Genomic DNA, 22,981 nt, shown 5'->3' with positions numbered 1-22,981 from the left:
TGGAGCGTTGGCAGCCTCATCCGGTTATGATCTAGTTCGGCGGAGGGGTACGGTGCTACAGGGAGGAAACCATGGATGCTGCCGACCAGAATCAGTTCGAACTGAACGAAGATCAGCTTGCCATTCAGGATATGGCACGAGCCTTCGCCAGTGATCGTGTCGCGCCGCATGCATTGCAGTGGGATCGTGACAAGCAGTTCCCCGTCGATGTATTGCAAGAGACGGGACCGCTCGGGATGGGCGGCATTTATGTGCGTGAAGATGTGGGTGGCTCGGCGTTGAAACGGCTCGACGCTGTGCTCATTTTCGAAGCGCTGGCAACCGCATGCCCATCATTTTCGGCCTTCGTCTCCATCCACAACATGGCCGCATGGATGATCGACACTTTCGGAAACGAAGAACAGCGGCAACGCTTTCTGCCGAAGCTCACGTCGATGGAATCGCTTGCGAGCTATTGCCTGACAGAGCCCGGATCAGGTTCGGATGCTGCAGCGCTCAGAACACGCGCCACGCGCGATGGTGACCATTATATTCTCAACGGCTCCAAGCAGTTCATTTCTGGTGCTGGCGCAACAGATATCTATGTGACAATGGTGCGTACCGGCGAGGACGGTCCCAAGGGAATTTCCACCATCGTTGTGCCAAAAGATGCACCCGGCCTTTCTTTCGGCGCCAATGAATTCAAAATGGGTTGGAATGCGCAGCCGACGAGAACCGTCATTTTCGATAATTGCCGCGTTCCGGTTGAAAATCTTCTAGGTGAGGAAGGAACCGGTTTCCGCATCGCAATGGCAGGGCTTGATGGGGGGCGGCTCAACATCGCTGCCTGCTCGCTCGGTGGCGCACAGTCAGCGCTCGACAAGTCGCTGGAATATTGCAGCCAGCGCAAGGCATTCGGCCAGACGATCGACAGGTTTCAGGCGCTGCAATTCCGTCTGGCCGACATGGAAACCGAACTCTCGGCCTCGCGTCTTCTTCTATATACCGCAGCCAGCAAGCTTGATCGTAAAACCCATGACGCAGGAAAATGGTCCGCGATGGCCAAACGCTTCGTCACGGACACGGGGTTTGATGTAGCAAACGAAGCGCTCCAGCTTTTCGGCGGCTACGGCTATCTTCATGAATACGGGATCGAAAAGCTTGTCCGTGATTTGCGCGTGCACCAGATTCTCGAAGGCACGAACGAAATCATGCGCGTCATCATTGCACGCCAGATGATTGGGCGCTGACTGAATAAATAATCGCCAAGGGAGGAGTTCATTATGGCCAAAATAGCATTTATAGGCCTTGGCAATATGGGCGGGCCAATGGCCGCAAACCTCGTGAAAGCCGGTCACACCGTGCGCGGTTTCGACCTTTTGCCCCAACATCTTGATGAAGCAAGGACAAATGGTCTCTCGGTCGCTTCGAGCGCGCAGGACGCAGTTGCTGACGTGGACGTGGTGATCACCATGCTGCCGGCGGGAAAGCATGTTCTCGCCGTCTATGAAGACATTGCACCAACGGCACGCAAAGATTCACTTTTCATCGACTGTTCGACAATCGATGTGGATTCGGCGCGCAAGGCACATGAACTGGCCGCAAGCCACGGACATCTTTCCATCGATGCGCCGGTTTCCGGCGGCACCGGGGGCGCTTCCGCAGGCACATTGACTTTCATGGCTGGCGGTAGCGACGAGGCGTTCAAGCGCGGCGAACCGATCCTGCAGCCCATGGCCGGAAAAATCGTGCATTGTGGTGGCGATGGCGCGGGACAGGCCGCAAAGATATGCAATAACATGATACTCGGCATATCGATGATCGGTGTCAGCGAAGCCTTTGTTCTGGCGGAAAAGCTGGGACTTTCACATCAGGCCCTCTTCGACGTGGCTTCGACTTCATCGGGGCAATGCTGGTCGCTGACGACCTATTGTCCTGTTCCCGGCCCCGTTCCTACGTCGCCTGCCAATCGGGACTATAAACCCGGCTTTGCCGCAGCCCTGATGCTGAAAGACCTCAAACTCTCTCAGGAAGCCGCTCAAAGCGCTGGCGCTGAAACGCCGCTTGGAGCGCATGCGCAGGAACTCTACGGTCTCTTCGACAGCGAGGGCCACGGCGGCGAAGACTTTTCAGGCATCATCAATTATCTGCGCGCCAAATCTGGAGCAAGGTAAACAAATCCCCATGCAAAAAACTTGCATTGTTTAGATTTGCTTAAGTGTCTGATAACCGTACGGTAACGATGTTGAGCTAGAAAGGAGCAAGAGGCGGTTCACACCGGCTCGACGCTCCGGATCTGGTACTGCGTACCGGAGCTCAGTATATCCCGCCAGTGTATTGTTCGGCGGAGATGCCATGCGTAATTGGCAAAACCGTGCACCTTTGGCAGCGCGGTTTTTGCCGTTCCTAGCCTGCAATATTGCCGTATCAGCACTAGGCTCAGGAACTGTTAATTTGACGGAATTGGTGTGAGGCTCGCAGCTTTTGTCATTTCCATTGCTGGTCTCCATTAAATTGTTGGGTCTTGAGCCTGGACCTCTTGCCCCCACGTGATTGCCTAATTACACGCCTTTGTTACAAAGCTTTTGAGCCGTCCGATTGAAATCCGGACATAATCCTGTGAAATGCAGTGTGCCTCCCATGGCGCGCCTGCACAGGCCATATTTTATTCGGGGCAATGAGTTTGACCGCACAACGATCAGCCACCGCTGTTTCCAGCGCAGACAGGAAGCTCTTCGGCCTGCCCGTGGCTGTCATTTTCGTGCTGTGCTATTTTGCGTTCCAGGCCATTCTTGTCACTGTTGTTTCGAACGGCGCCGGTCTCGATGACGCTGAACAATTGGCGAATATCGGCTATCTGGACTGGGGCTATGGCGGGTCGCAACCCCCTCTCTATACATGGATTACCAATCTCGCGGCGTCATTGCTCGGCACCTCGATGCTCACGCTGCAGATCGTCAAGTTCAGCCTTCTCGCAAGCCTGTTCCTAAGCGTTTACGGCGCGATGAAGTTGTTCGGTTTTTCGCGCATGGTCGCGTCGGCCAGCATGCTCGGATTGTTCCTCATTCCGCAAATTGGCTGGGAATCGCAGCGCGCATTGACGCATTCAGTTGCAGGTACCGCCGGTTGTGGCTGGGCATTACTGGCCTTTGCCTGGCATATGAGGGCGCGTCACGCGGGATCTGCTGCCGCTCTTGGCGCCGCGATGGCTGCAGCACTTCTCGGCAAGTTCAACGCGTCCTTTTTCCTGATCATGCTGATTGTGACGGGCCTTCTCATGCCCGAATATCGCCGGATACTGCTCTCCAAGCTTAGTCTCGTAACGGTTCTGGCATTCGCGATCTGCTTCGGGCCGACCGCGACCTGGATGCTGGCGCACAAATCGAGTGTCATGGCGCGTGCGAGCAAGTTTGAGATCGGCGCTTCCGGCAATCTGCTCTTCGACAGGCTGATGGGCGTCGAAAGCCTCATTGAAGCGGCATTTCTATTCTCGATCCTTGCGATCGCGATTGCTGGCATTATCGCGCTTATTCACTGGAAGAAACGTACCGCACCCGCAACCCCGCTGACCACTGGCGAAAAATTTCTCCGTCTCCTCATCTTGGTCGGGCTGGTTATTGTGCTTGTGGGTGTTGTGGCGACCGGTGCGAATAACGTGAAAGACCGCTGGCTGCAGCCAGTGCTGTTTCTGACTCCTGCACTGATGGCTAGCCTTATGGGGCGTTATCGGATCGGAGATCGGCCTTTGATCGACTATGCCGTCGTCAGCGCTGTTGCCGCGCTGATTGTTCCGCCGGTGTTGAGCTACAATCTGACCTACGGCTCCGGCTCACCGCCTTACGGCCAACTCAACTATCGACATCTTTATGAGGAAGTGCAGGCGAAGGGGCCATTCAAGACGATCCTGACGGACAATGCCCAGATACCGGGCAATTTCAGATTGTTTGATTCTACCTTACGAGTAGTGCACCCAGAAACACCGGATACCAGAGCGCACTTGACGCCTCCTGTCCTCGTGATGTGGTTTGGTGGGGCTGAACCCAATGAGCGCATTGCCTCCTTGTTGCAGAACGCAAATATAGCCGTGCCTCATGAAAGCATCGTAACCACGGAAGTTGTATACAAAACCCGGCCCGACAAGCATATGACGGTCAGCTATTTCCTGGTGCCGTAGCGAAATGGCCCGGGTCTCCCCGGGCCATTTGTTCTTTATTCTACGGTATCCTGGACCGCATGTGCGGTACTCTTTACATCGCGGCCAACGCCTCGAACCGTGTTTGCGCAGGAGGCGAGCGTAAATGCGCAGAGAACGATAGCTAATGGGACAAGTCGGGTCAGCTTCATGACAGTCTCTCCAATGGGATGCGCGTTTCTGCCCTTTAAGGAGCAGACGCCTAGGGTTCCAAGCCTATTCAAACCAGTTATGCCTCCCGCCGCTTACAAGCCCCTGCTCGGCAGCTGGCGGTGAAGCCGATTCACTCGGCTGTCATACAAGAAATCTAGCGCAGCGTTTTTCACTGGCAAGAGAATGCTTTAGTCCTATCCCAATAAACTGTGATCTTCATCAGCATGCACGGAAGGTCTCGAACCGCCCGGAGCGACGATAACCTTCGAAAACACTTCGCAAATGGTCGGCGACAACCTGAATATGCGGACCGGCTTCCGGTTTCACAACCATGCCAAGCTGATAGCGACCGAGAGCAGGCAGGCCGTGCTCAGGCCCCAAAGCAACGATTCCCTCACTCAACAGCGTTTTACCGAAAGGCGCGATGGCAAGATCGGCCATAATCGCGGCCCGCTGCCCGGTCGAGTGTGAACTCATATAAGCGATCCGATAAGGACGCCCGCTGCTTTCAAGCGCTTCGAGCGCATTGCCCCGCCAGGCGCAGCCCTCTTCCCATATGGAGAGCGGCAAAGGGTCCCGGCGATAAGCCGTACCACACTTGGCGCCAGCCCATACCAGTTCCTCGTCCAGCAGAACTTCCACATCGCCTTTGTTGGGCACCGTGTGGGAAATGTTGATCAGCGTCACATCCAGTCGGCGCTCATCCAGCCGCTTGCGGAGGTTGCTGCTTTGGTCGATCACCACATCGACCGTTACCCCCGGATGGCTTTCAGAAAAACGCTTCAACACGAGGGGCAGGACACATTCGCCAATATCGTCCGGTGAGCCCAGCCGGACCACGCCGGTCACCGTGGGCGCAACGAATTTCGATACCGCTTCGCGATTGAGAGCCAGAAGGCGCCGCGCATAGCCGAGCAGAATCTCACCATCGCTGGTCAACGTGACCGAACGCGCGTCACGGTCGAAAACCGCTACCCCCAGCTGTTCTTCCAGTTTCTTGATCTGCATCGAAACAGCAGACGGCGTGCGGAACACCGCGTTCGCCGCCGAAGAAAAGCTTCCGGTATCGGCAATCGCCACAAATGTGCGCAACACATCAATATCGAGCATCGGAAGAGGATGTTGAACGGGCGCTGTCATGACGGACTCCGTTTCTAGCACTTTGTTCAAATTTTCTGATCTTAAGCCTTTCTATATTTCGTTTGATTGAACGTCAAGCGGAATACATATTCAGAGCATCAACAAGGCGAGCTGCAGCGAACGCATCAACCGGACTTTCTGAACGAGGAGAGAGAAAATGACCGTTCAATGCCAAACCGCTTCCCATGGCAAGGCGGCGACAATTCGCTTCCTGCCAACTTGGACCGTCACAAATGCGCCGTCATGGCTTCTGGAACTTCACTCCAGAGTACGGCAGCAGCTGCAAATCTGGGCTTACGAGGGACGCGTGAAGCGCAGCCGCCGGGTGCTGGAATCATTGCCTGAACACATACTGCACGATATTGGCTGGCCCAACGTGGATGACCGGCTGGTCGGCACCCCGCGAAATCCGGCCGAGTTCCCGCGCAAAAACTGAAATCGATTGAGGGCGACCATGCGGCCCGCCCTCAATTTCCCGACATTGAAATACCTTTTCGCGGCAGGCATTTAGCCGCACTTTGCAACCTACCCGTTCTGTGTCTCAATAGAACACTATCTTGTTTGCGCCATCACCTGCCCCCTGTGAATCCGGGTATGCGCGACAAGATCGCCGGTCTGAAAGCGACCGGATAGAAACCGGGCCCAAAATGACCCGGAGTCGTGACGGAGACACAAGGCCTCAACTGCGTCGGGAACCGCGGCTAAAGCCTTCGAGAATGGGAACGATCGGGCATGATCCAGGCTTCATCGGTTAAGCGGTCTATTGTCTTTTTTCTTGTTCCAAATTTTTCGATGATTGCTTTCGCAACGGCCATCGAGCCATTGCGCATTGCAAATCGAATGCTGGGCTATGACGCCTATCGTTGGCGGCTGACATCTGTCGACGGAAAGCCGGTGACGGCCTCCAATGGCGTGGAATGCGCTGTCAACGCATCGCTGGAAGACGAGCGGCGCTTTCTACAGCGCGAACAGCGTCCATCGATGGTGTTCGTCTGTTCGGGCGTCTACGTAGAAGAATTCAGGAACAAATCAGTCTTTGCGTGGCTGCGCGAGGAGTATAATCGCGGCGTTGCCGTCGGCGGGCTTTGTACCGGCGCCCACATACTGGCGGCAGCCGGACTTCTATCCGGAAAGCGCTGCGCAATTCACTGGGAAAATCTTCCGGGTTTTTCGGAGGCTTTCCCCAAGGCGGAAGTCTATGCCGATCTTTTTGAAGTGGATAGCAACCTCTACACCTGCGCCGGTGGAACAGCTTCTCTCGATATGATGCTGAAACTGATTGGCGACGATTTCGACGCGAACCTGGTCAACAAGATTTGCGAGCAGGCCCTCACCGATCGTGTTCGCAGCCCGCAGGATCGCCAGCGCCTGCCACTCCGCGCGCGCCTCGGCATTCAGAATTCGAAGGTACTGACCATTATCGAGATGATGGAAGCCAACCTTTCGGAACCGCAGGCGCTGATCAATGTCGCCCATACGATCGGCCTGTCCCGCCGGCAGGTTGAACGACTTTTCCGCCAGGAAATGGGCCGATCTCCGGCGCGCTATTACCTCGAAATCCGGTTGGATCGGGCACGGCACCTGCTGCTGCAGTCGTCCATGCCGGTCGTTGAGGTTGCAGTTGCCTGCGGTTTCGTATCCGCGTCGCATTTTTCCAAATGCTACCGGGAACTCTATGGGCGCTCGCCGCAACAGGAACGGGCAGAGCGCAAAATGCTCATCGCCGCCTAAGCACGATATCGAACGGGAACGGTCCGTGCTCTTGAACGGGATGGCCCGGCCCTCCCGGCTTTCGGAAGAAAATCAAAACCATACAGTTCTTTTCGGAATCAATTTCATAAGGCGTGCTGTGTGCCGCCTCGGATGGGCGAACACGTCGCGAACAGAACAGCATCTTTCCGCCATTCGGCGATTTCCAGAAGCTGCCATGCAGTCGTCTGGCGCTGCGAATATGTCGTATAAAGGCAAATGTCGCGGCCAGCCAACGACTATGGTTTTGTGAAAATACCAACTAGGGTCGCATAAAATGGCAGAGTTTCCTAAGAAGGCGAAAGTTGTGATTGTCGGGCTGGGCGGCATCGTCGGGGCTTCGGTTGCACATCATCTGATCGAGCGCGGCTGGGATGATATCGTCGGCATCGATAAATCCGGCATTCCGACCGACATCGGCTCGACAGCCCATGCGTCAGACTTCTGCTATGCGACGAGCCACGACTTCCTCTCCTGCTGGACGACGCTCTATTCCATCGATTTCTACGAAAAGATGGGGCATTACGCCCGCGTCGGCGGTATCGAAGTGGCGCGCGTGGGCGACGATGCCCGCATGGACGAAATCAAGCGCAAGGTTGCATCGGGCAAGGCATTCGGCACCCGCGCGCGGTTGATGGAACCGGCGGAGATAAAGGAAAAGTTCCCTCTCATCGAGGAGAGCCTCGTTCAAGGCGGCCTATGGGACCCGGATGCCGGCCTGGTTATTCCGCGCTCGCAGACCGTTGCCGGCAAGCTGATCGACCAGGCTGAGGCTGCGGGCAAGCTGCAGAGTTTCGCCAACACGCCGGCACAGTCGCTGATCGTGGAAAACGGTCGCATCAAGGGCGTCGTCACGCATCGTGGCACCATCGAAGCCGATTATGTCATCATCTGTGCGGGACTTTGGGGGCGCCTGATTGCCGAAATGGTTGGCGAAGACCTGCCTGTCATGCCGATCGATCATCCGCTGACATTTTTCGGTCCCTATACCGAGTTCGAAGGAACGGGCAAGGAAATCGGCTGGCCGCTCATGCGCGATCAGGGCAACTCGGCCTATATGCGCGATACGGGCGATCCAAAGACCGCCGAAGGCGGACAGATCGAATGGGGCTATTACGAAGAAAAGAACCCGCGCCTCTGCCATCCGCGCGATCTTCTGGAAAAGCATGAAGCGCGTCTCTCGCCATCGCAGCGCGACCTTGAAATGGACCAGATTCTGGAACCGCTGGAGCGGGCAATCGAACTGACGCCGATTCTGGGCGAACTTGGCTACAATGAAAGCCACTCCTTCAACGGCTTCCTGCAAGTCACGACCGATGGCGGTCCCTCCATGGGCGAAAGCCAGAAGGTGCGCGGCCTGTGGTATGCCGTCGCTATCTGGGTCAAGGACGGCCCCGGCATGGGCAAACTTATCGCCGACTGGATGACCGACGGCCGCACATCCATCGACCATCACGCTATCGACTATTCGCGCTTTTATCCGCACCAGATGACGGAACAGTTCATCTGGGACCGCTGCACGGAAACCGCGATGAAGGTTTATAATCCGGCAGTTCACCCGCGCGAACCCTTTTCAAAGGGCCGCAACATCCGCCGCTCGCCCTTCTACGAACGTGAGGTCAAACTCGGCGGCTATTTCATGGAACTGGGCGGATGGGAGCGCGCGCATGGCTATGCCGCCAACGAGCACCTGCTGGAGAAATACGGCGACCGCGTACCGGTGCGCGAGAACGAATGGGACAACCGCCATTTCTGGCGCGTTTCCAATGCCGAACATCTCGAACTCACCGAAAACTGCGGCATCATCAATCTCTCCCACTTCGCCATGTACGACATCGAAGGCCCCGACCATGTCGAACTGATGGAGTGGCTTTGCGCTGCCAAGATTGGCGGCGATGCCAATATCGGCAAGGGTATCTATACCCACTTCCTCGATGACGAAGGCATGGTGCGCGCCGACTTCACAGCAATCCGCATGGCTGATCGTATCCGCATGATCAATGGCGCCGATGCCGGGCCTCGTGACTTCCACTATATGCGCCGCGTAGCCGAAGATAAGGGCTTTGACGTCACCATCACCGATGTGACCGAAAAGTACGTCACCATCGGCATCTGGGGTCCGAATGCGCGTGAAAACCTGAAAAAGGTGGTTGAGAACCCGGAAGGCCTTGATGCGGAAAACTTCCCGTTCGCTGCCATCAAGCCTATCAGGATTGCAGGCAAAGACGTTACCGCCTTCCGCATCTCCTATGTCGGCGAGCAGGGTTGGGAACTGCATATGCGTTACGAAGACGGCCTCGCCGTCTGGGATGCGCTTCGCTCCACCGGCGTGATTGCGGTCGGTGTCGAGACCTATGCCAACACGCGCCGCATGGAAAAGAGCCTGCGCCTGCAAAATGCGGATCTGCTGACCGAATACAATCTTCTGGAAGCAGATCTTGCCCGCCCCAAAGTCAAGGAAGCTGACTTCCGTGGCAAGGCAAAGCATCTGGAATATCGCGCCCGCGAGCACCAGCCAGCGATGCTCTGCACGCTAGTGATGACTGACAATCTCGATAAGAACGGCGTGGCCCGTTATCCGGTCGGCATCATGCCAGTACAGGACCCTGAAACTGGAGAGACGCTTGTCGACGAGCTGGGCCGCCGGTCTTTCACCACATCCGTCGCTTATGGCCCAACCATCGGCAAGAATATTGCTCTTGCCTATCTGCCCTGGGCTTATTGCCAGGAAGGCCGCAAATTGAGCGTGGAATATTTCGGTGAGACTTATCCGGTCGAAGTACGCTCTATCGGTTATAAACCGCTCTACGATCCGGAAAACTTGAAACCTCGAAGCTGAACACTTTTAATAAGAAAAGCCGAGGGTGTCACCTCGGCTTTTTTATTACCGGATGGAATTGCTATTTCAGCGTTGCCTTGCCACCGCTGATCGTGATCTTTTCATCGCCGGTCAATGCTTCACGATCCCCATTGGGAAAGGTCACAAAACAACCTGAAGCGCAGAAATCCACCGTCTCACCCGGCGCGACGATCATTTCGCGCTTGGAAGCGCCTTCCGTAACCACAACCGTCTGAGGGCCGCTATCATTGTTGGATATCTGCGCAGCATAGGCGCCGCCAGCCGAGACTGCAAAACCAATTGCTGCACCAAGAACAAGTTTGCCCAAGCTGTTGAGCTGATTTGTGTTCATATCGTCCCGACCTTTCTATCCCCGCTGCGATATATCCTGTGTCGCGTGAGCCCTATTGCCCTGAGACAGCCCTTTATAAGCGGACAAAACTGAACTGCAACTGAACGTAATGTTCATCAAGCGCGATCATCGTCCTTGTCCTTGGCTTCCGGCTTTTCCGCACTTGCCTTTTTTATCCTGACCGCAGACGAATTCTCTCTTTCCTGCTGCATTAACCCGGAAAGTTTTTCGATTTCCGGCACGCTGAGGACGAGATCGGTCGAAGATGAGGACAGATGCAGTCCTTCTTCATGGAAACGCTCGACGATCTGGAAACGCAGCTCATTCTTGATGCCGCCGGTCGATGTAATATCGGCTACATGGGCATAGATATCAAAAACCATCAGTGAATCGTTCATGCTTTGAAAAGCGACGAAAGGCTCCGGATTCTTCAAGATTGATGGATGGCCACGAACGATTTCCAGCAGCAATGCATGAACCCGGCGCGGTTCCGCAGTATAGGAGGCCTGCACGTTGATATCGATGCGGCCAAGCTTGTTGCGATGTGTCCAGTTGCCAACGTTACCATTGATAAGCGTCGAATTGGGCACGATGATCGACTGCTTCTGGAAAGTTTCGACTTCCGTCGCGCGCACGCTGATCTTCTTGACGATACCACTGACCGTGCCGGCCTCCACCCAGTCGCCGACCTTGAAGGGACGCTCGGCGAGCAGGATGAGACCGGAAACGAAGTTCTGAACGATATTCTGCAGGCCAAAACCGATACCGAGTGAAAGACCACCAGCAATAAGGGCGAGGTTCGACATGTTGAACCCGGCTGCCGATATCCCCATCAAGGCCGCCAGACAGAGACCGACATAGCCTATGACCGTGCGGATCGAATTGCGTACGCCGGAATCGACGCGCCCGCGCGCCATGACACTGTTGTCGAGCCAGTTCTGGAACCATCGCGTCAGCAGATAACCGATCACAAACAGCAGCACGCCTGACAGCAGCCCCATCAGCGAGATTGACATATTGCCGATCTGGAAGCCGGTCATCAGCTGATAGAACGTGCTTTTCAGTTCCGCCCACTGGAAGCCCAGCTGCATCAGAACAAGCGGAATACCGATCAGCGCGACGACGAGATTGATCAGGATGCCTGCTGCGAGGCCAAGCTGATCCAGCGTCGCGTCATCGAAATGAAAGCGCTCCCGCATTGCCCTGCCGATCTGGCTGGATGCAAAAGCCTGCTCCTCGGAAATCGCACGCCCGGTCAGGAAACCCATATACATGGTCACCAGGAATGCGCCCGTCACCACGATCTGCTGCGATATGAAGCGCGCCATGCCTATATAGCCGAAGACCGCAGTCAGAATAGGCAAAAGCCCCAATATGATGAGGAACGTCCTGAAGGCCCGTGGCCATGACCGGACAATGCCATCCTTTTCGCGCTCAACGGGCTTCAGGAAAGCAATCGCCAGAATAAGGACACCAACCATTACGGTGGCGAGCAGGCTTTTCGCCATCGTCAGCGACAGCGGCGATGAAAGTATCTGATTGACCGTTCCGAAGAAGGAATCGAGCCCGCTTGTCAGCGCCGTTCCCGTTATCAGCCAGCCCAGAACTCGTCCCGGACGCGGCGCGACCGGAACCAGCCGCCATTGCGGCATATCAGAGCTGATGCAGGCGGATGCCAGCCTGTGGATGAAGAATACCAGCCCGAGCACCAGAAAAAGCGACTGGAGAAGAGACGCAATATCGGTTCTCAAGACATTGAAATAATTCAGAAAAAAGTACGTGGTCGCCAGGAATACACCGACAGCCGCCGATGGTATCACCGTAGACCAGAAGGCCACCGACAGTCGGCTCAGATAGGAGGGCGACTCCACCGTTGGATCACGCTGGTACAGCGTTCCCAGAACGCGCCGCGCACCCAGCTGGATGACCAACGCGGCTACGAACGCAAAAAAGGCGGCGGCGAGAAACGAATTGAGCTTGAACGTACTTACAAAGCGCCACCACGACTGGACGATACGCCAGAGCGATACCATTTGAGAGCTCGCCGCTGAGGCAACCTCAGTCCCAAGCGTCGTGTCGATGTTCACGCGCTGGGAAAGCGTCCTTGCAAAAAGGTCCCGGCGCATATCCCCGATTTTTGCGGACATCTGGTTGACGGAAAGCGACGTATCTTCCGTCTCTCCGACAATCGCATTGATTTCCGCCTTTTCGGAGGTCAGCCGGGCACGTTCTTCGCTGACGATGGCCGGTTCAGGCGGTTGATCGCCCGACGGCGCTGGCCCCAGCTGTTCCAGCCGCGTGTTGATTTCGCTTAGACGCGGACGGAATGAAACACCGGCATCAAGAAGCTTCTTTGAAAGAGAATCCAGCTGGAGCTTGAGGTTGGCGAGCGTTTCATCGTTTGAAGCCGCTTTCGGAAGCTGATCGCTGATCCGTTTCGTCTGCTGCTTCAGATCGTCGATAACGGGCCTTTGCTGCTTGACGACACTGGAAACCGGCATCGGGGTTTGTTGCTGATCAGCGGCAGCAGGCGTTTGCTGGGCTGTATTGCTCTGGGGAGCCGCAACTGGTGAGGCTTCGCGCGCGGCCGGTGTCGGCTGCTTATTGTCCTGCGCGATGGCGGGCGCAAGGCTCCCCGGCGACAGGACGCCGATCAGAAGAGAAAATGCAAGAAGACGAAACGTCGATGAATATGCCAATTCAATTCTGCCGTTAAACAAGACATGGTTTCAACATAAAGCGCCCTAAAACGGATGCAAGGCGTGGCTGTTTACAAGATTTCATCGCGCGTAGGAAGCGGACAGATACCGTATAAGACAAGCCGTGATGCCAGTATTTCCTTGTTCCCACGAACACAAATGATTAATGAGGATTCGCAATGAGTGTGAAAAGCTGGCTCGACTCCACGGATAGACTCTAGAGAAAGTCTTGGCGAATTGATGAAGGGCATGACAAACACGGAACAGCACAAACGGCATGGCTTCATGCTGTTCCTGACCTGCGTTCTGTCTTTTACCGCTTTTCTCTTTGCCGTCGATTTTTCGTCCATTGATGAGAATGCAGCCCGCATCCATGCCGGCGGGATCGTAGCAAGACAGGTCGAAGGCAGTCCGGCGACACCTGTTCGCCAGCAGTCCACTCCTTCACCCCAGCCCATGCGGGCAATCCTGATCGAAGCCATAGCGGCCAAAATCAAGACAGCTTATCTCGATGGCACCGGGGCGGCCCTGCTTGCTGCTTCGGCAGGCGTGATACTGCCAGAGACGAAATCAGCCGAAGCGGCGCAGAATTTCCCGCGTCTCGCGGTCTTGCAGAGACATTTTGGCTCTGCCCGTGCGCCTCCGAAAAGCGCATAATACGCCATTCTTGATGATTGGCCCTTACCAATCCTAACGCCCGTAATAAACAAAGCCCGCACCGCCACTCAGTTAGTGGCAATTGGGGCGCACCAACCGGAACCTTAATCCATGCGTACTTCGAAATGGGTGGTTGCGCTGTATAGCCTGATCGTTGTGATCGGCGTTATCATCGCCTTGCCCAACTTTTTTACCCAGAAGCACCTCGACGCGATGCCGTCCTGGTTCCCGAAGCGTCAGGTCACGCTCGGTCTCGACCTGCGCGGCGGCTCCTATCTCGTGCTTGAAGTGGATGCCGCTGGTCTGAAAAAGGACCGTCTGCGGACCCTGCTGGACGATGCCCGCAGCAAGCTGCGCGCCGAGCGTATCCAGCCGCAGTCCATCCGCGCAGTTGGCGATGCCGTTGTCGTCACCATTCCCGATGCCGATCAGCGTTCCAAGGCGGAAACTGCACTGCGCACCTTGATCTCGCAGGTCAACACCAGCGGTTTCGGCACTGAGATCAACGACATCGATGTCGCCTCGACCGACAACCAGGTGCGTCTGACCCTGACCGAGGCGGGCTTCAACTACCGTCTCGACGCTGCTCTCCAGCAGAGCCTCGAAATCATCCGTCAGCGCGTTGACCAAGTCGGCGTTGCCGAGCCTTCCATCCAGCGTGTGGGTTCGGATCGCATCGTCGTTCAGCTTCCCGGCCTTCAGGACCCGGCACAGCTTCGCCAGCTTCTCGGAAGCACGGCGAAAATGAGCTTCCACATGGTTGCCGATGCCAATCCGAACGATCCGCCGCCTCCCGGCGTAACGATCATGCCGGATTCCAAGGACCCGAACATCAAGTTCCCGATCGAGGATCAGATCGCCCTTTCCGGCGAGCGTCTCACTGACGCGCGTGCGGGCTTCGACCAGCGCACCAATGAGCCTATCGTCTCCTTCCGTTTCGACAGCCTCGGTGCCCGCCAGTTCGCGGACATTACGACCAAGAACGTCAATCGCCCGTTCGCAATCGTGCTCGATGGCAAGGTGCTGAGCGCACCGGTCATCCGCGAACCGATCACCGGCGGTTCGGGCCAGATTTCCGGCAGCTTCACGGTCCAGGACACGGTTGTCCTTTCCGCGCTCCTTCGCGCCGGCGCCCTGCCCGCTCCGCTTACCGTTATCGAAGAACGTACCGTTGGTCCGGATCTTGGCGGCGACGCTATCAAGATGGGCCTGATCACCGGTATCGTCGGCTTTGTGCTTGTCGCGGTCTTCATCCAGCTGCTTTATGGCGTCTGGGGTACCATTGCGAACGTGGCGCTGCTGCTCCACACCTTGCTTACCTTCTCTGCACTGAGCCTTATCGGGGCAACTCTGACATTGCCCGGTATTGCCGGTATCATTCTCGGTATTGGCATCGCGGTCGACGCCAATATTCTCATCAACGAACGTATTCGTGAAGAAACGCGCCGGGGCCTCGGAGCCATGGCGGCGCTGGACAAGGGCTTCCACAGCGCTTTCTCCACCATCGTGGATGCGAACGTTACGTCGCTGATCTCGACCTTGCTGCTCTTCACGTTCGGCACAGGTCCGGTTCGTGGCTTTGCCATCACCATGATGCTCGGTATCGCGATCTCCATGTTCACGGATGTAACGCTGGTGCGCATGGTCATGGCCTGGTACGTACGCAAGCGTAAGCTGAAGGTGCTCGTCATCGAACCATTCCTGAAATTCGTTCCCGAAAAGACGAACATCAGCTTCATGAACGCCCGTTTCGTCGGCATCGGCGTCTCGATCGTCCTGTCCATCCTTTCGATTGGTCTGTTCTTCAAGCCGGGTCTCAATTACGGCATCGATTTCAAGGGCGGTATCCAGGCGGAAATCGTCACGTCACAACCTGCCGATCTGGCACAATTGCGCGAGAAGCTTGGGGCGCTTGGCCTTGGTGAAGTAGCACTGCAGTCTGCAGGCAGTCCGAATGACGTACTGATCCGTGTGCAGCGTCAGGATGGTGGCGAAGAAGCGCAGACGGCCGCCGTCAACAAGATGCGCCAGGCCGTAACCGAGCTTGATCCCGGCGTGAAGATCGAACGGACGGAAGTCGTCGGTCCGAAGGTTTCGGGCGAATTGGCCCGTTCCGGCTTCATCGCCGTTGTCCTTTCGGCACTCGGTATGCTCATCTATCTGTGGTGGCGTTTCGAGTGGTTCTTCGCGATGGGAGCGATCATCACCCTGGTTCTCGACACCACGAAGATGGTCGGCTTTTTCGCGCTGTTCCAGCTCGACTTCAACCTGACCGCCATCGCAGCGCTTCTGACCGCCATCGGCTACTCGGTAAACGACAAGGTCGTGGTTTATGACCGCATGCGTGAAAACATGCGCCTTTATAAATCGAAACCACTGCGCGAAATCGTCGACATGAGTATCAATCAGGTGCTCGTGCGCTGTATTTATACATCGGTGACGACATTCCTGTGTATGGTTCCGATGGCCATCTGGGGTGGCAGCGCGGTTCATAATTTTGCCGTGCCGATGCTGTTCGGTATCGTGATCGCAACGTCGTCGTCGATCTTCATCGCCGCTCCGATTCTGCTTCTGCTGGGCAACTGGTGGCAGCACCGGAAGGAAGCCCATCAGGCTATCGAAGACAGCGCTGCAGCGCAGAAATAAAATCATTCGCCGGGCAAGGCTCAGTCTTTGCCCGGCATCCACATGCAAAAACCGAGAAGCCAGAGGGGGAAGGCACCTGATGCCCCATGACACGCCTTTGATTGCGACAATCGTCATCGGGTTATGCCTGGCCTTCATCTTCGGTGCGATAGCCACCCGTTTGAAAATCTCGCCCCTCGTTGGCTATCTCCTTGCCGGTGTTATTGCCGGTCCCCATACTCCCGGCTTCGTCGCAGATCAGGACCTCATTCTTCAGCTCGCCGAAATTGGCGTCATCCTGCTGATGTTCGGTGTGGGCCTGCATTTTTCGCTTAAGGATCTTCTTTCCGTCAAAACCATCGCGATACCCGGCGCCCTTGCGCAGATTGCCGCCGCCGCCGCACTTGGCACGGGCCTCGGCCTGGCCCTCGGCTGGGATGTTCAGGCGGGTCTGGTTTTCGGCTTGGCCCTTTCAACCGCCAGTACAGTCGTCCTGCTCCGCGCCATGCAGGAGCGCCGCCTGATCGATACCGAGCGCGGGCGCATTGCCGTCGGCTGGCTGATCGTTGAAGATCTCGCCATGGTCATGGCCCTGGTATTGCTTCCGGCCATTGCCAGCGTCACCGGCCGCGCTGAAGGCACGGCAGCAAGCGATCCAATTGTTTCATGGCTTGGCCTCGGCATAGGCGGCATCATTCTTCTCACCATTGCCAAGGTTATTCTCTTCGTTGCGCTGATGCTCATAGTCGGGCGCAAGGTCATACCGTGGCTTCTCAACGTCGTGGCCCAGACCGGCTCGCGTGAACTGTTTCGGCTCGGTGTGCTCGCCATAGCACTGGGGGTTGCCTTCGGCGCGGCCCATCTGTTTGGCGTTTCCTTCGCGCTGGGCGCGTTCTTCGCCGGGATGGTGATGAGCGAATCCGAGCTCAGCCATCGGGCAGCGGAAGAATCCCTCCCCTTGCGCGACGCTTTCGCGGTGCTGTTCTTCATTTCCGTCGGCATGCTGTTCGATCCGATGAGCCTTGTTCGCGATCCGCTTCCACTACTGGGAACGCTCGCCATCATTCTCGTCGGAAAATCGGTTGCGGCGTTCTTCATCGTTCGCGCTTTCCGTCGCCCGATCAGCACGGCGCTCACCATTTCCGCAAGCCTTGCGCAAATCGGTGAGTTCTCCTTCATTCTTGCGGGATTGGGCGTCAGCCTCAATCTACTCCCTCCGGCGGGGCGCGACCTCATTCTCGCTGGCGCAATCCTCTCGATTTTCCTCAATCCGGTCATGTTCATCGTGGCGGAGCGGATGCGGCCATGGATCGAGAAGCGGAGCAAGGGCGAAATTACAGCTGGTGACAACAGCGATATCGAACCCAGCATTTCCGAGCCCGAGCCTTTGCCGCAAACGTTGCTGGCCGGACACACGATTGTCGTTGGCTATGGCCAGATCGGTGCGGGGATCGCAGAAGGATTGCAGGCGGAAACTTCGCCTTTCCTCGTGATTGAAGATTCGCCGAAAGTCAGCGCATCTTTGAAGGATAAAGCCATTGAGGCGATTACCGGCAATGCCTCCGATTCGGAAATATTGGAGGCCGCCAAGCCGTCAGCTGCTCGAAATCTGGTCATCGCGATACCCAACGCCTTTGAGGCTGGTCGGGTGACAGCGCTGGCTCGAGCTGCCAACCCGGAAATCAACATCGTCGTGCGCGCCTGCTCGAAGGCAGAAGCACAATATCTGCATGATCTTGGCGCCAATTCTGTCATTCTGGGAGAAGAAGAAATTGCAGCCGCCATGGCGAAGGCAATCGGCACCGAGATCAAGAGGAAAAGCGCCGACACCGTTTCGGAAGGCGCCCCTCAGACAGGCATAATGGGGATAATATCGGACGGAACAACGGATATTATGGGCAAAAAAGGGGATGATATGAAGCATGAAGGCGTGGTGACCGGTTGATGAAAGCAAAGGATTACATCTGGCCGGTCGTAGGCATTTGCGCAGTTGGAATTTCGGTCTGGCTCCTTTATCGAGAGCTTCGCAGCATCTCGCTGGATGATGTTCTGGACAGTTTTTATGCCATCCGCACCCATCATTGGATTCTTGCGGCTGGCTCCGCGCTTCTCGCCTATAGTTCGCTTGCAGGCTATGATCGTATCGCGCTCCTGCATCTCAAGCGCAAAATCTCCTGGCTGTTCATCGCGCTCTGCTCCTTTACCACCTACGCCTTGTCGCACAATATCGGGGCCTCCGTCGTCTCCGGCGCCGTGGTGCGCTATCGAGCCTACTCCTCGCAAGGGATGCCCGGCAGTGAAATCGCCGTTCTCATCGCTTTCTGCTCCTTCACGTTCATTCTCGGCGTCATCATAACTTCCAGCGTCGTTCTTCTGCTGGAACCGCACATTCTGATGCGTTTCAACGAGGAGCTGACACCGACAGTCTCTATCGTTATTGCGCTTTTGATGCTGGCATTCGTGCTGGTTTATGTCTTCGGCAGTTGGTTGCGCCTGCGTCCGCTGAAGATCGGCAGCTTCCGTCTGGAATATCCGCGCATGTCGGTGGTTGTGCAGCAGCTCATCGTCGCTCCTCTGGAACTGATCGGCGCTGCCGGCATCATCTATTTTGCCCTGCCCGAAGCCGGTAATCCCGGATTTCTCATTATTCTCGGCATTTTTCTGGTCTCGTTTTCGGCAGCCCTGATATCGCACGCTCCCGGTGGTCTCGGTGTCCTGGAACTCGTTTTCCTGACAGGTCTACCCGACATGGATCAGGCCGATGTTCTTGCCGCCCTGATCGTCTTCCGCCTGCTCTACCTGCTTATTCCGTTCGCAATGTCGCTCATGGTGGTACTGGTTTTCGAAAAGTCCCAATTTCTGCTGCGCTGGAACGAAAAACAGCAGAAATAGGAGCGGACCGGGGGCGGAGTATATTTTTCACAAACTCTGCCCTTATTTGAATTTATCTTCCTTAAAATAGCGGCCGACGCCGCCTATCTTGGAACCAGTTTCACAAAGCGTCGACATTGCGAAATTGAACGCCCTCCCAAGGCTTTATCCAAGAGGAAAAAACGCATGCCTGCGACATTGATCATCCCCGGTTACAAGGGATCGGAAGCAGGCCACTGGCAGCGCCAATGGTTGCATGACGATCCGTCAGCATTGCTCGTCGAACAGGACGACTGGCACTATCCCGTTCTATCCGACTGGATGCACGCGCTCGAAGCCAAGCTGGCTGAAAATCCCGGCGCAGTTCTGGTTGCCCATAGTCTGGGCTGTGCGCTCGTCGCACATCTGGCGAGCCGCCCATCGGCCGCTCATGTGGCGGGTGCACTACTCGTTGCACCGGCCGACGCCGAGACCATGGCCCGCAAGGATAGCCGCTTCCAGAGCTTTGCCCCGCTGCCCCGCCATGAACTGGGTTTTCCTTCCATCGTCGTGGCAAGTCGTAACGATGAATATATGAGCTTTGCCAAGGCTGAAGCGCTTTCGCATGTGTGGGGATCGGGGTTTGTCGACTTGGGCCATGCCGGTCACATCAACGTGGCAAGCGGATTCAGCCGCTGGCCGGAGGGGATTATCCTCGCGTCCTCTCTTCACAGAGAACCTGTAAACAACACGCTTTCCCAAGCAGCGTGACCGCCCAGCCGCCCATTTTTCGAATGGGCGGCTCTTCATTTCAGGCACCTTGTCTGCGCTCAAGCAGTATCTTCAAGACAAGCGTCACAAGTGCGATCAATGCCAGCGTCGAGGCTGCGGCGAAAGCACCGGCGACATTATAGTCATTGAACAGCAGCTCCACCTGCAGGGGCAGCGTATTGGTTTTGCCGCGAATTGCGCCCGAAACGACCGACGTTGCTCCAAACTCCCCCATCACACGTGCATTGCAAAGCACCGCACCATAAAGCAACGCCCATTTGATATTGGGCAAGGTGACATAGAAAAAGGTCTGCCAGGCGTTGGCCCCCAGTGTCAGGGCCGCTTCTTCTTCATCGCTCCCCTGCACTTCCATAAGCGGGATCAGCTCACGTGCCACAAAAGGCGAAGTCACGAAAAGGCTGACAAGAAAAATCGCCGGGACCGTGAACATGATCTTGATGTCATAGGACTCCAGGAACGGCCCCAGCAAACCCTGCGATCCATAGAGGAAGAGATAGGTCACACCGGCCACGATAGGTGACACGGAAAACGGTATTTCGAAGAAAGTAATGAGCAACCGCCGCCCCGGGAACCGAAACTTGGTTACCAGCCATGCAACACAGACGCCAAAAGCCATATTGATCGGCACGACCACAATTGCCGTCAGAATGGTCAACCACACCGCATGCAATGTATCCGGCTTCAATATCTCGCTGAAAAACACATCGACTCCCTTGCTGAAGGCATAGGAGAAGATGACGGCGAGCGGCGCCCCGATACAGATGACCGACAACAGGGCCGCGAGCCAGATCAACAGGCTGCGCGTTGGCCCTGAATTTCGCGCCTGCATGCTTGCGCTAGCGTTCTGCATAACGAAGCTGCCTTGCCTGAATGAGATTGGTCACGAGAAGCATGACAAAAGCCGTGACAAGCATCACGAATGCAAGGGCTGCCGCGGCTGGATAATCATATTCATCCAACCGGATGAAAACGAGCAGTGATGTCACTTCGGTTTCGAAGGGCAGATTGCCGGAAATGAAGACAATTGAGCCAAATTCGCCAAGGCTGCGCGCAAAGGAAAGCGACGAGCCCGCAAGGAATGCCGGAAAGATCGTCGGCCAGATAATGTGGGAGAATGTCTGCCACGAACTGGCACCAAGGCTGCGTGCGGCCTCTTCCACATCAGCACTCATATCCTCCAGAACCGGCTGAACTGTGCGGATGACGAACGGGATGCTGGTGAAGAACATCGCGATCATGATGCCAAGCGGTGCGTAAGCGACCTTTATGCCGATCGGTTCAAGAAACCGTCCGAACCAGCCGTTCTGGGCAAACAGTGTTACCAGCGCCAGACCCGCAATGGCGGTTGGCAGTGCGAAAGGAAGATCGACAGCGGCATCGATCAGACGTTTGCCTGGGAATTCATATCGCGTCAGTACCCACGCCAGCAGAAGACCGAACAACCCGTTGAACACTGTCGCCACTGCAGCGGCGCTCAAGGTGATCTTGTAAGTCGCCAGCGCCCGCTCTGAAGTCACGATATTCCAGAAGTCGCTCCAGCCGAGACTCGCCGTTTTCAGGATCATTGCCAACAGCGGCAAGGCTACGATCACAGCCAGATAAAGCAAGGTGCAGCCGAGGGTCAGCCCGAACCCCGGCAACACCGAATTACGTTTCATGCTTAGAAGCGCCACTGGATTTTCCAAAATGCGAGGCGACCCCGCCGGGATCGCCAGTTGGCTTTATTATTTGCCTTTGAAAAGCTGATCAAGCACTCCGCCTTCGGCGAAATGTTCCTTCTGCACCTTCTCCCAGCCACCGAAAGCATCCTCAACCGTTACAAGACGCACATCAGGGTAGATATCCTTGTGCTTTGCGATGACGTCCTTGTCATGCACGCGGTTGAAGTTCTGGGCCAGGATTTCCTGCCCCTCCGGGGAATAGAGGTAATCGAGATAAGCTTCGGCGATCTTGCGCGATCCCCGCTTGTCCACCACCTTATCCACGACCGTAACCGGGAACTCTGCCAGCAAACTGACTTCCGGAACGACAACATCGTACTTGTCCGGCCCAAGCACCTTTTCGGTGCCGCGCGTTTCCGCCTCGAAAGTCACCAGCACGTCGCCAATACCGCGCTCGGCAAATGTTGTCGTTGCCCCGCGACCTCCCGTGTCGAAGACCGGAACGTTTTTGAAAATCTTCCCAATGAAGTCATGCACCTTTGCCTGATCACCCTTGAACGCCTCGTTCGCGTAAGCGGTCGCAGCAAGATAGGTGTAGCGCGCATTGCCCGATGTTTTAGGGTTCGGGAAGATCACCTTGACATCGTCGCGCGCCAGATCATCCCAATTCTTGATGTTTTTCGGATTCCCCTCACGTACAAGGAACGCAGGGAAGGAATAATAGGGCGACGAGTTGTTGGGCAACCGCTTCTGCCAGTCCGCGGGGATCAGGTTACCCTTGTCATGGAGGACCTGCACGTCGGTCACCTGATTGAAGGTCACGACGTCAGCTTCAAGCCCTTCCAGAATAGAACGCGCCTGCTTCGACGAGCCGGCATGGGACTGGTTGACGGTCAGATATTCACCGGTCTTGGTCTTCCAGTCGGCGATGAAGGCCTTGTTGACCTGTTCGTAGAGTTCCCGAGCGATGTCATAGGAAACGTTGAGGATTTCCTTTGGCTCCTGCGCATGAACAGGGGCAGAGCCCAAACCGAGCGCGACCGCCGCATATAGAATAATTTTTCTCATTAGACCCATCCCCACCGCGCCGTTTGCGAGAAGCGCTATAAACTGGATTGTTTTCGGAAAACAAATCTAACGAGAGAAGAGACAAAATCAATCTAAATCATTGATTTAAATATATAAACTACTTTCATAGTCATTCATGGAACCTGCACCCAATCCATTTGCTGGCATGAGAAAATAATTCTCACCTAGCGCAAAACCATAAAATGAAATGCAAAAGGCAGGAGC

General features: G+C 56.0%; 18 protein-coding genes. 11 read left to right on the top strand and 7 right to left on the bottom strand.

What is annotated here, in order from left to right:
• Nucleotides 1-71: 71 nt before the first annotated feature.
• The 3 genes from JNC63_RS10680 to JNC63_RS10670 all read left to right on the top strand — a co-directional run bounded on the left by JNC63_RS10680 (nucleotide 72) and on the right by JNC63_RS10670 (nucleotide 4,153).
• Nucleotides 72-1,229 (top strand): isobutyryl-CoA dehydrogenase, encoded by a 1,158-nt coding sequence (locus tag JNC63_RS10680; protein WP_025090458.1) that lies wholly within the window; start codon nucleotides 72-74, stop codon nucleotides 1,227-1,229.
• A 33-nt stretch (nucleotides 1,230-1,262) separates the two neighbouring features.
• Nucleotides 1,263-2,153, top strand: coding sequence for a 3-hydroxyisobutyrate dehydrogenase (gene mmsB, locus JNC63_RS10675; protein WP_025090459.1), 891 nt, complete (start codon nucleotides 1,263-1,265; stop codon nucleotides 2,151-2,153).
• 503 nt (nucleotides 2,154-2,656) lie between these two features.
• Entirely contained in the window at nucleotides 2,657-4,153 is a 1,497-nt protein-coding gene (locus JNC63_RS10670) for a glycosyltransferase family 39 protein (protein WP_025090460.1), read from the top strand.
• Nucleotides 4,154-4,188: 35 nt separating this feature from the next.
• Here JNC63_RS10670 and JNC63_RS10665 read toward each other — a convergent pair whose 3' ends face one another.
• Both JNC63_RS10665 and JNC63_RS10660 read right to left on the bottom strand, forming a co-directional pair.
• Nucleotides 4,189-4,323 (bottom strand): entericidin A/B family lipoprotein, encoded by a 135-nt coding sequence (locus tag JNC63_RS10665; protein WP_006470280.1) that lies wholly within the window; start codon nucleotides 4,321-4,323, stop codon nucleotides 4,189-4,191.
• A 220-nt stretch (nucleotides 4,324-4,543) separates the two neighbouring features.
• A complete protein-coding gene (locus JNC63_RS10660; RefSeq protein WP_025090461.1) occupies nucleotides 4,544-5,464 on the bottom strand; it encodes a LysR family transcriptional regulator in 921 nt (306 codons plus the stop codon).
• Between the two features lie 157 nt (nucleotides 5,465-5,621).
• Between JNC63_RS10660 and JNC63_RS10655 the strand changes: the two genes are divergently transcribed.
• From JNC63_RS10655 to JNC63_RS10645, 3 genes are all read left to right on the top strand, one after another.
• Complete coding sequence (locus JNC63_RS10655; RefSeq protein ID WP_025090462.1) at nucleotides 5,622-5,900, top strand: hypothetical protein; 279 nt, start codon at nucleotides 5,622-5,624, stop codon at nucleotides 5,898-5,900.
• 296 nt (nucleotides 5,901-6,196) lie between these two features.
• On the top strand, nucleotides 6,197-7,195 hold the full coding sequence (locus JNC63_RS10650) for a GlxA family transcriptional regulator (protein WP_021586008.1): 999 nt from the start codon (nucleotides 6,197-6,199) through the stop codon (nucleotides 7,193-7,195).
• A gap of 295 nt (nucleotides 7,196-7,490) precedes the next feature.
• A complete protein-coding gene (locus JNC63_RS10645; protein WP_025090463.1) occupies nucleotides 7,491-10,052 on the top strand; it encodes a GcvT family protein in 2,562 nt (853 codons plus the stop codon).
• A gap of 61 nt (nucleotides 10,053-10,113) precedes the next feature.
• On the opposite strand, the gene JNC63_RS10640 is transcribed toward JNC63_RS10645, so the two are convergent.
• Nucleotides 10,114-10,404 (bottom strand): hypothetical protein, encoded by a 291-nt coding sequence (locus JNC63_RS10640; protein WP_063620928.1) that lies wholly within the window; start codon nucleotides 10,402-10,404, stop codon nucleotides 10,114-10,116.
• A gap of 116 nt (nucleotides 10,405-10,520) precedes the next feature.
• Nucleotides 10,521-13,103 carry a mechanosensitive ion channel family protein gene (locus JNC63_RS10635; RefSeq protein ID WP_025090465.1) on the bottom strand — a complete coding sequence of 861 codons (2,583 nt, stop codon included), beginning with the start codon at nucleotides 13,101-13,103 and terminating at the stop codon, nucleotides 10,521-10,523.
• 240 nt (nucleotides 13,104-13,343) lie between these two features.
• Between JNC63_RS10635 and JNC63_RS10630 the strand changes: the two genes are divergently transcribed.
• From JNC63_RS10630 to JNC63_RS10610, 5 genes are all read left to right on the top strand, one after another.
• Nucleotides 13,344-13,760 carry a hypothetical protein gene (locus JNC63_RS10630; protein ID WP_063620926.1) on the top strand — a complete coding sequence of 139 codons (417 nt, stop codon included), beginning with the start codon at nucleotides 13,344-13,346 and terminating at the stop codon, nucleotides 13,758-13,760.
• 111 nt (nucleotides 13,761-13,871) lie between these two features.
• On the top strand, nucleotides 13,872-16,406 hold the full coding sequence (secD, locus tag JNC63_RS10625) for a protein translocase subunit SecD (protein ID WP_025090467.1): 2,535 nt from the start codon (nucleotides 13,872-13,874) through the stop codon (nucleotides 16,404-16,406).
• A gap of 79 nt (nucleotides 16,407-16,485) precedes the next feature.
• Nucleotides 16,486-18,330, top strand: a complete 1,845-nt coding sequence (ybaL, locus tag JNC63_RS10620) for a YbaL family putative K(+) efflux transporter (RefSeq protein ID WP_025090468.1) — start codon at nucleotides 16,486-16,488, stop codon at nucleotides 18,328-18,330.
• Complete coding sequence (locus JNC63_RS10615) at nucleotides 18,330-19,277, top strand: lysylphosphatidylglycerol synthase domain-containing protein (protein ID WP_025090469.1); 948 nt, start codon at nucleotides 18,330-18,332, stop codon at nucleotides 19,275-19,277. Before ybaL ends, JNC63_RS10615 begins: the two co-directional genes overlap by 1 nt.
• A 165-nt stretch (nucleotides 19,278-19,442) precedes the next feature.
• Nucleotides 19,443-20,006 (top strand): alpha/beta hydrolase, encoded by a 564-nt coding sequence (locus tag JNC63_RS10610; RefSeq protein ID WP_021586691.1) that lies wholly within the window; start codon nucleotides 19,443-19,445, stop codon nucleotides 20,004-20,006.
• 40 nt (nucleotides 20,007-20,046) lie between these two features.
• Here JNC63_RS10610 and cysW read toward each other — a convergent pair whose 3' ends face one another.
• From cysW to JNC63_RS10595, 3 genes are all read right to left on the bottom strand, one after another.
• On the bottom strand, nucleotides 20,047-20,877 hold the full coding sequence (gene cysW / locus JNC63_RS10605; RefSeq protein ID WP_025090470.1) for a sulfate ABC transporter permease subunit CysW: 831 nt from the start codon (nucleotides 20,875-20,877) through the stop codon (nucleotides 20,047-20,049).
• Nucleotides 20,864-21,685, bottom strand: a complete 822-nt coding sequence (gene cysT / locus JNC63_RS10600) for a sulfate ABC transporter permease subunit CysT (RefSeq protein WP_006471719.1) — start codon at nucleotides 21,683-21,685, stop codon at nucleotides 20,864-20,866. Before cysT ends, cysW begins: the two co-directional genes overlap by 14 nt.
• A gap of 66 nt (nucleotides 21,686-21,751) precedes the next feature.
• Nucleotides 21,752-22,756 carry a sulfate ABC transporter substrate-binding protein gene (locus tag JNC63_RS10595; protein WP_025090471.1) on the bottom strand — a complete coding sequence of 335 codons (1,005 nt, stop codon included), beginning with the start codon at nucleotides 22,754-22,756 and terminating at the stop codon, nucleotides 21,752-21,754.
• Between the last annotated feature and the right edge of the window lie 225 nt (nucleotides 22,757-22,981).

Origin of the sequence: Brucella ciceri (assembly GCF_041930145.1) — a bacterium.
GTDB lineage: Bacteria > Pseudomonadota > Alphaproteobacteria > Rhizobiales > Rhizobiaceae > Brucella > Brucella intermedia.
Note: the sequence above shows the minus strand (reverse complement) of the source record. Positions and strands in the feature narration are given on the sequence as shown.

Excerpts from the sequence above, each read along its gene's own strand:
- JNC63_RS10680 (WP_025090458.1), top strand. The coding sequence starts at position 72 with ATGGATGCTGCCGACCAGAATCAGTTCGAACTGAACGAAGATCAGCTT.
- mmsB (WP_025090459.1), top strand. The coding sequence starts at position 1,263 with ATGGCCAAAATAGCATTTATAGGCCTTGGCAATATGGGCGGGCCAATG.
- JNC63_RS10670 (WP_025090460.1), top strand. The coding sequence starts at position 2,657 with ATGAGTTTGACCGCACAACGATCAGCCACCGCTGTTTCCAGCGCAGAC.
- JNC63_RS10665 (WP_006470280.1), bottom strand. The coding sequence starts at position 4,323 with ATGAAGCTGACCCGACTTGTCCCATTAGCTATCGTTCTCTGCGCATTT.
- JNC63_RS10660 (WP_025090461.1), bottom strand. The coding sequence starts at position 5,464 with ATGACAGCGCCCGTTCAACATCCTCTTCCGATGCTCGATATTGATGTG.
- JNC63_RS10655 (WP_025090462.1), top strand. The coding sequence starts at position 5,622 with ATGACCGTTCAATGCCAAACCGCTTCCCATGGCAAGGCGGCGACAATT.
- JNC63_RS10650 (WP_021586008.1), top strand. The coding sequence starts at position 6,197 with ATGATCCAGGCTTCATCGGTTAAGCGGTCTATTGTCTTTTTTCTTGTT.
- JNC63_RS10645 (WP_025090463.1), top strand. The coding sequence starts at position 7,491 with ATGGCAGAGTTTCCTAAGAAGGCGAAAGTTGTGATTGTCGGGCTGGGC.
- JNC63_RS10640 (WP_063620928.1), bottom strand. The coding sequence starts at position 10,404 with ATGAACACAAATCAGCTCAACAGCTTGGGCAAACTTGTTCTTGGTGCA.
- JNC63_RS10630 (WP_063620926.1), top strand. The coding sequence starts at position 13,344 with ATGAAGGGCATGACAAACACGGAACAGCACAAACGGCATGGCTTCATG.
- secD (WP_025090467.1), top strand. The coding sequence starts at position 13,872 with ATGCGTACTTCGAAATGGGTGGTTGCGCTGTATAGCCTGATCGTTGTG.
- ybaL (WP_025090468.1), top strand. The coding sequence starts at position 16,486 with ATGCCCCATGACACGCCTTTGATTGCGACAATCGTCATCGGGTTATGC.
- JNC63_RS10615 (WP_025090469.1), top strand. The coding sequence starts at position 18,330 with ATGAAAGCAAAGGATTACATCTGGCCGGTCGTAGGCATTTGCGCAGTT.
- JNC63_RS10610 (WP_021586691.1), top strand. The coding sequence starts at position 19,443 with ATGCCTGCGACATTGATCATCCCCGGTTACAAGGGATCGGAAGCAGGC.
- cysW (WP_025090470.1), bottom strand. The coding sequence starts at position 20,877 with ATGCAGAACGCTAGCGCAAGCATGCAGGCGCGAAATTCAGGGCCAACG.
- cysT (WP_006471719.1), bottom strand. The coding sequence starts at position 21,685 with ATGAAACGTAATTCGGTGTTGCCGGGGTTCGGGCTGACCCTCGGCTGC.
- JNC63_RS10595 (WP_025090471.1), bottom strand. The coding sequence starts at position 22,756 with ATGAGAAAAATTATTCTATATGCGGCGGTCGCGCTCGGTTTGGGCTCT.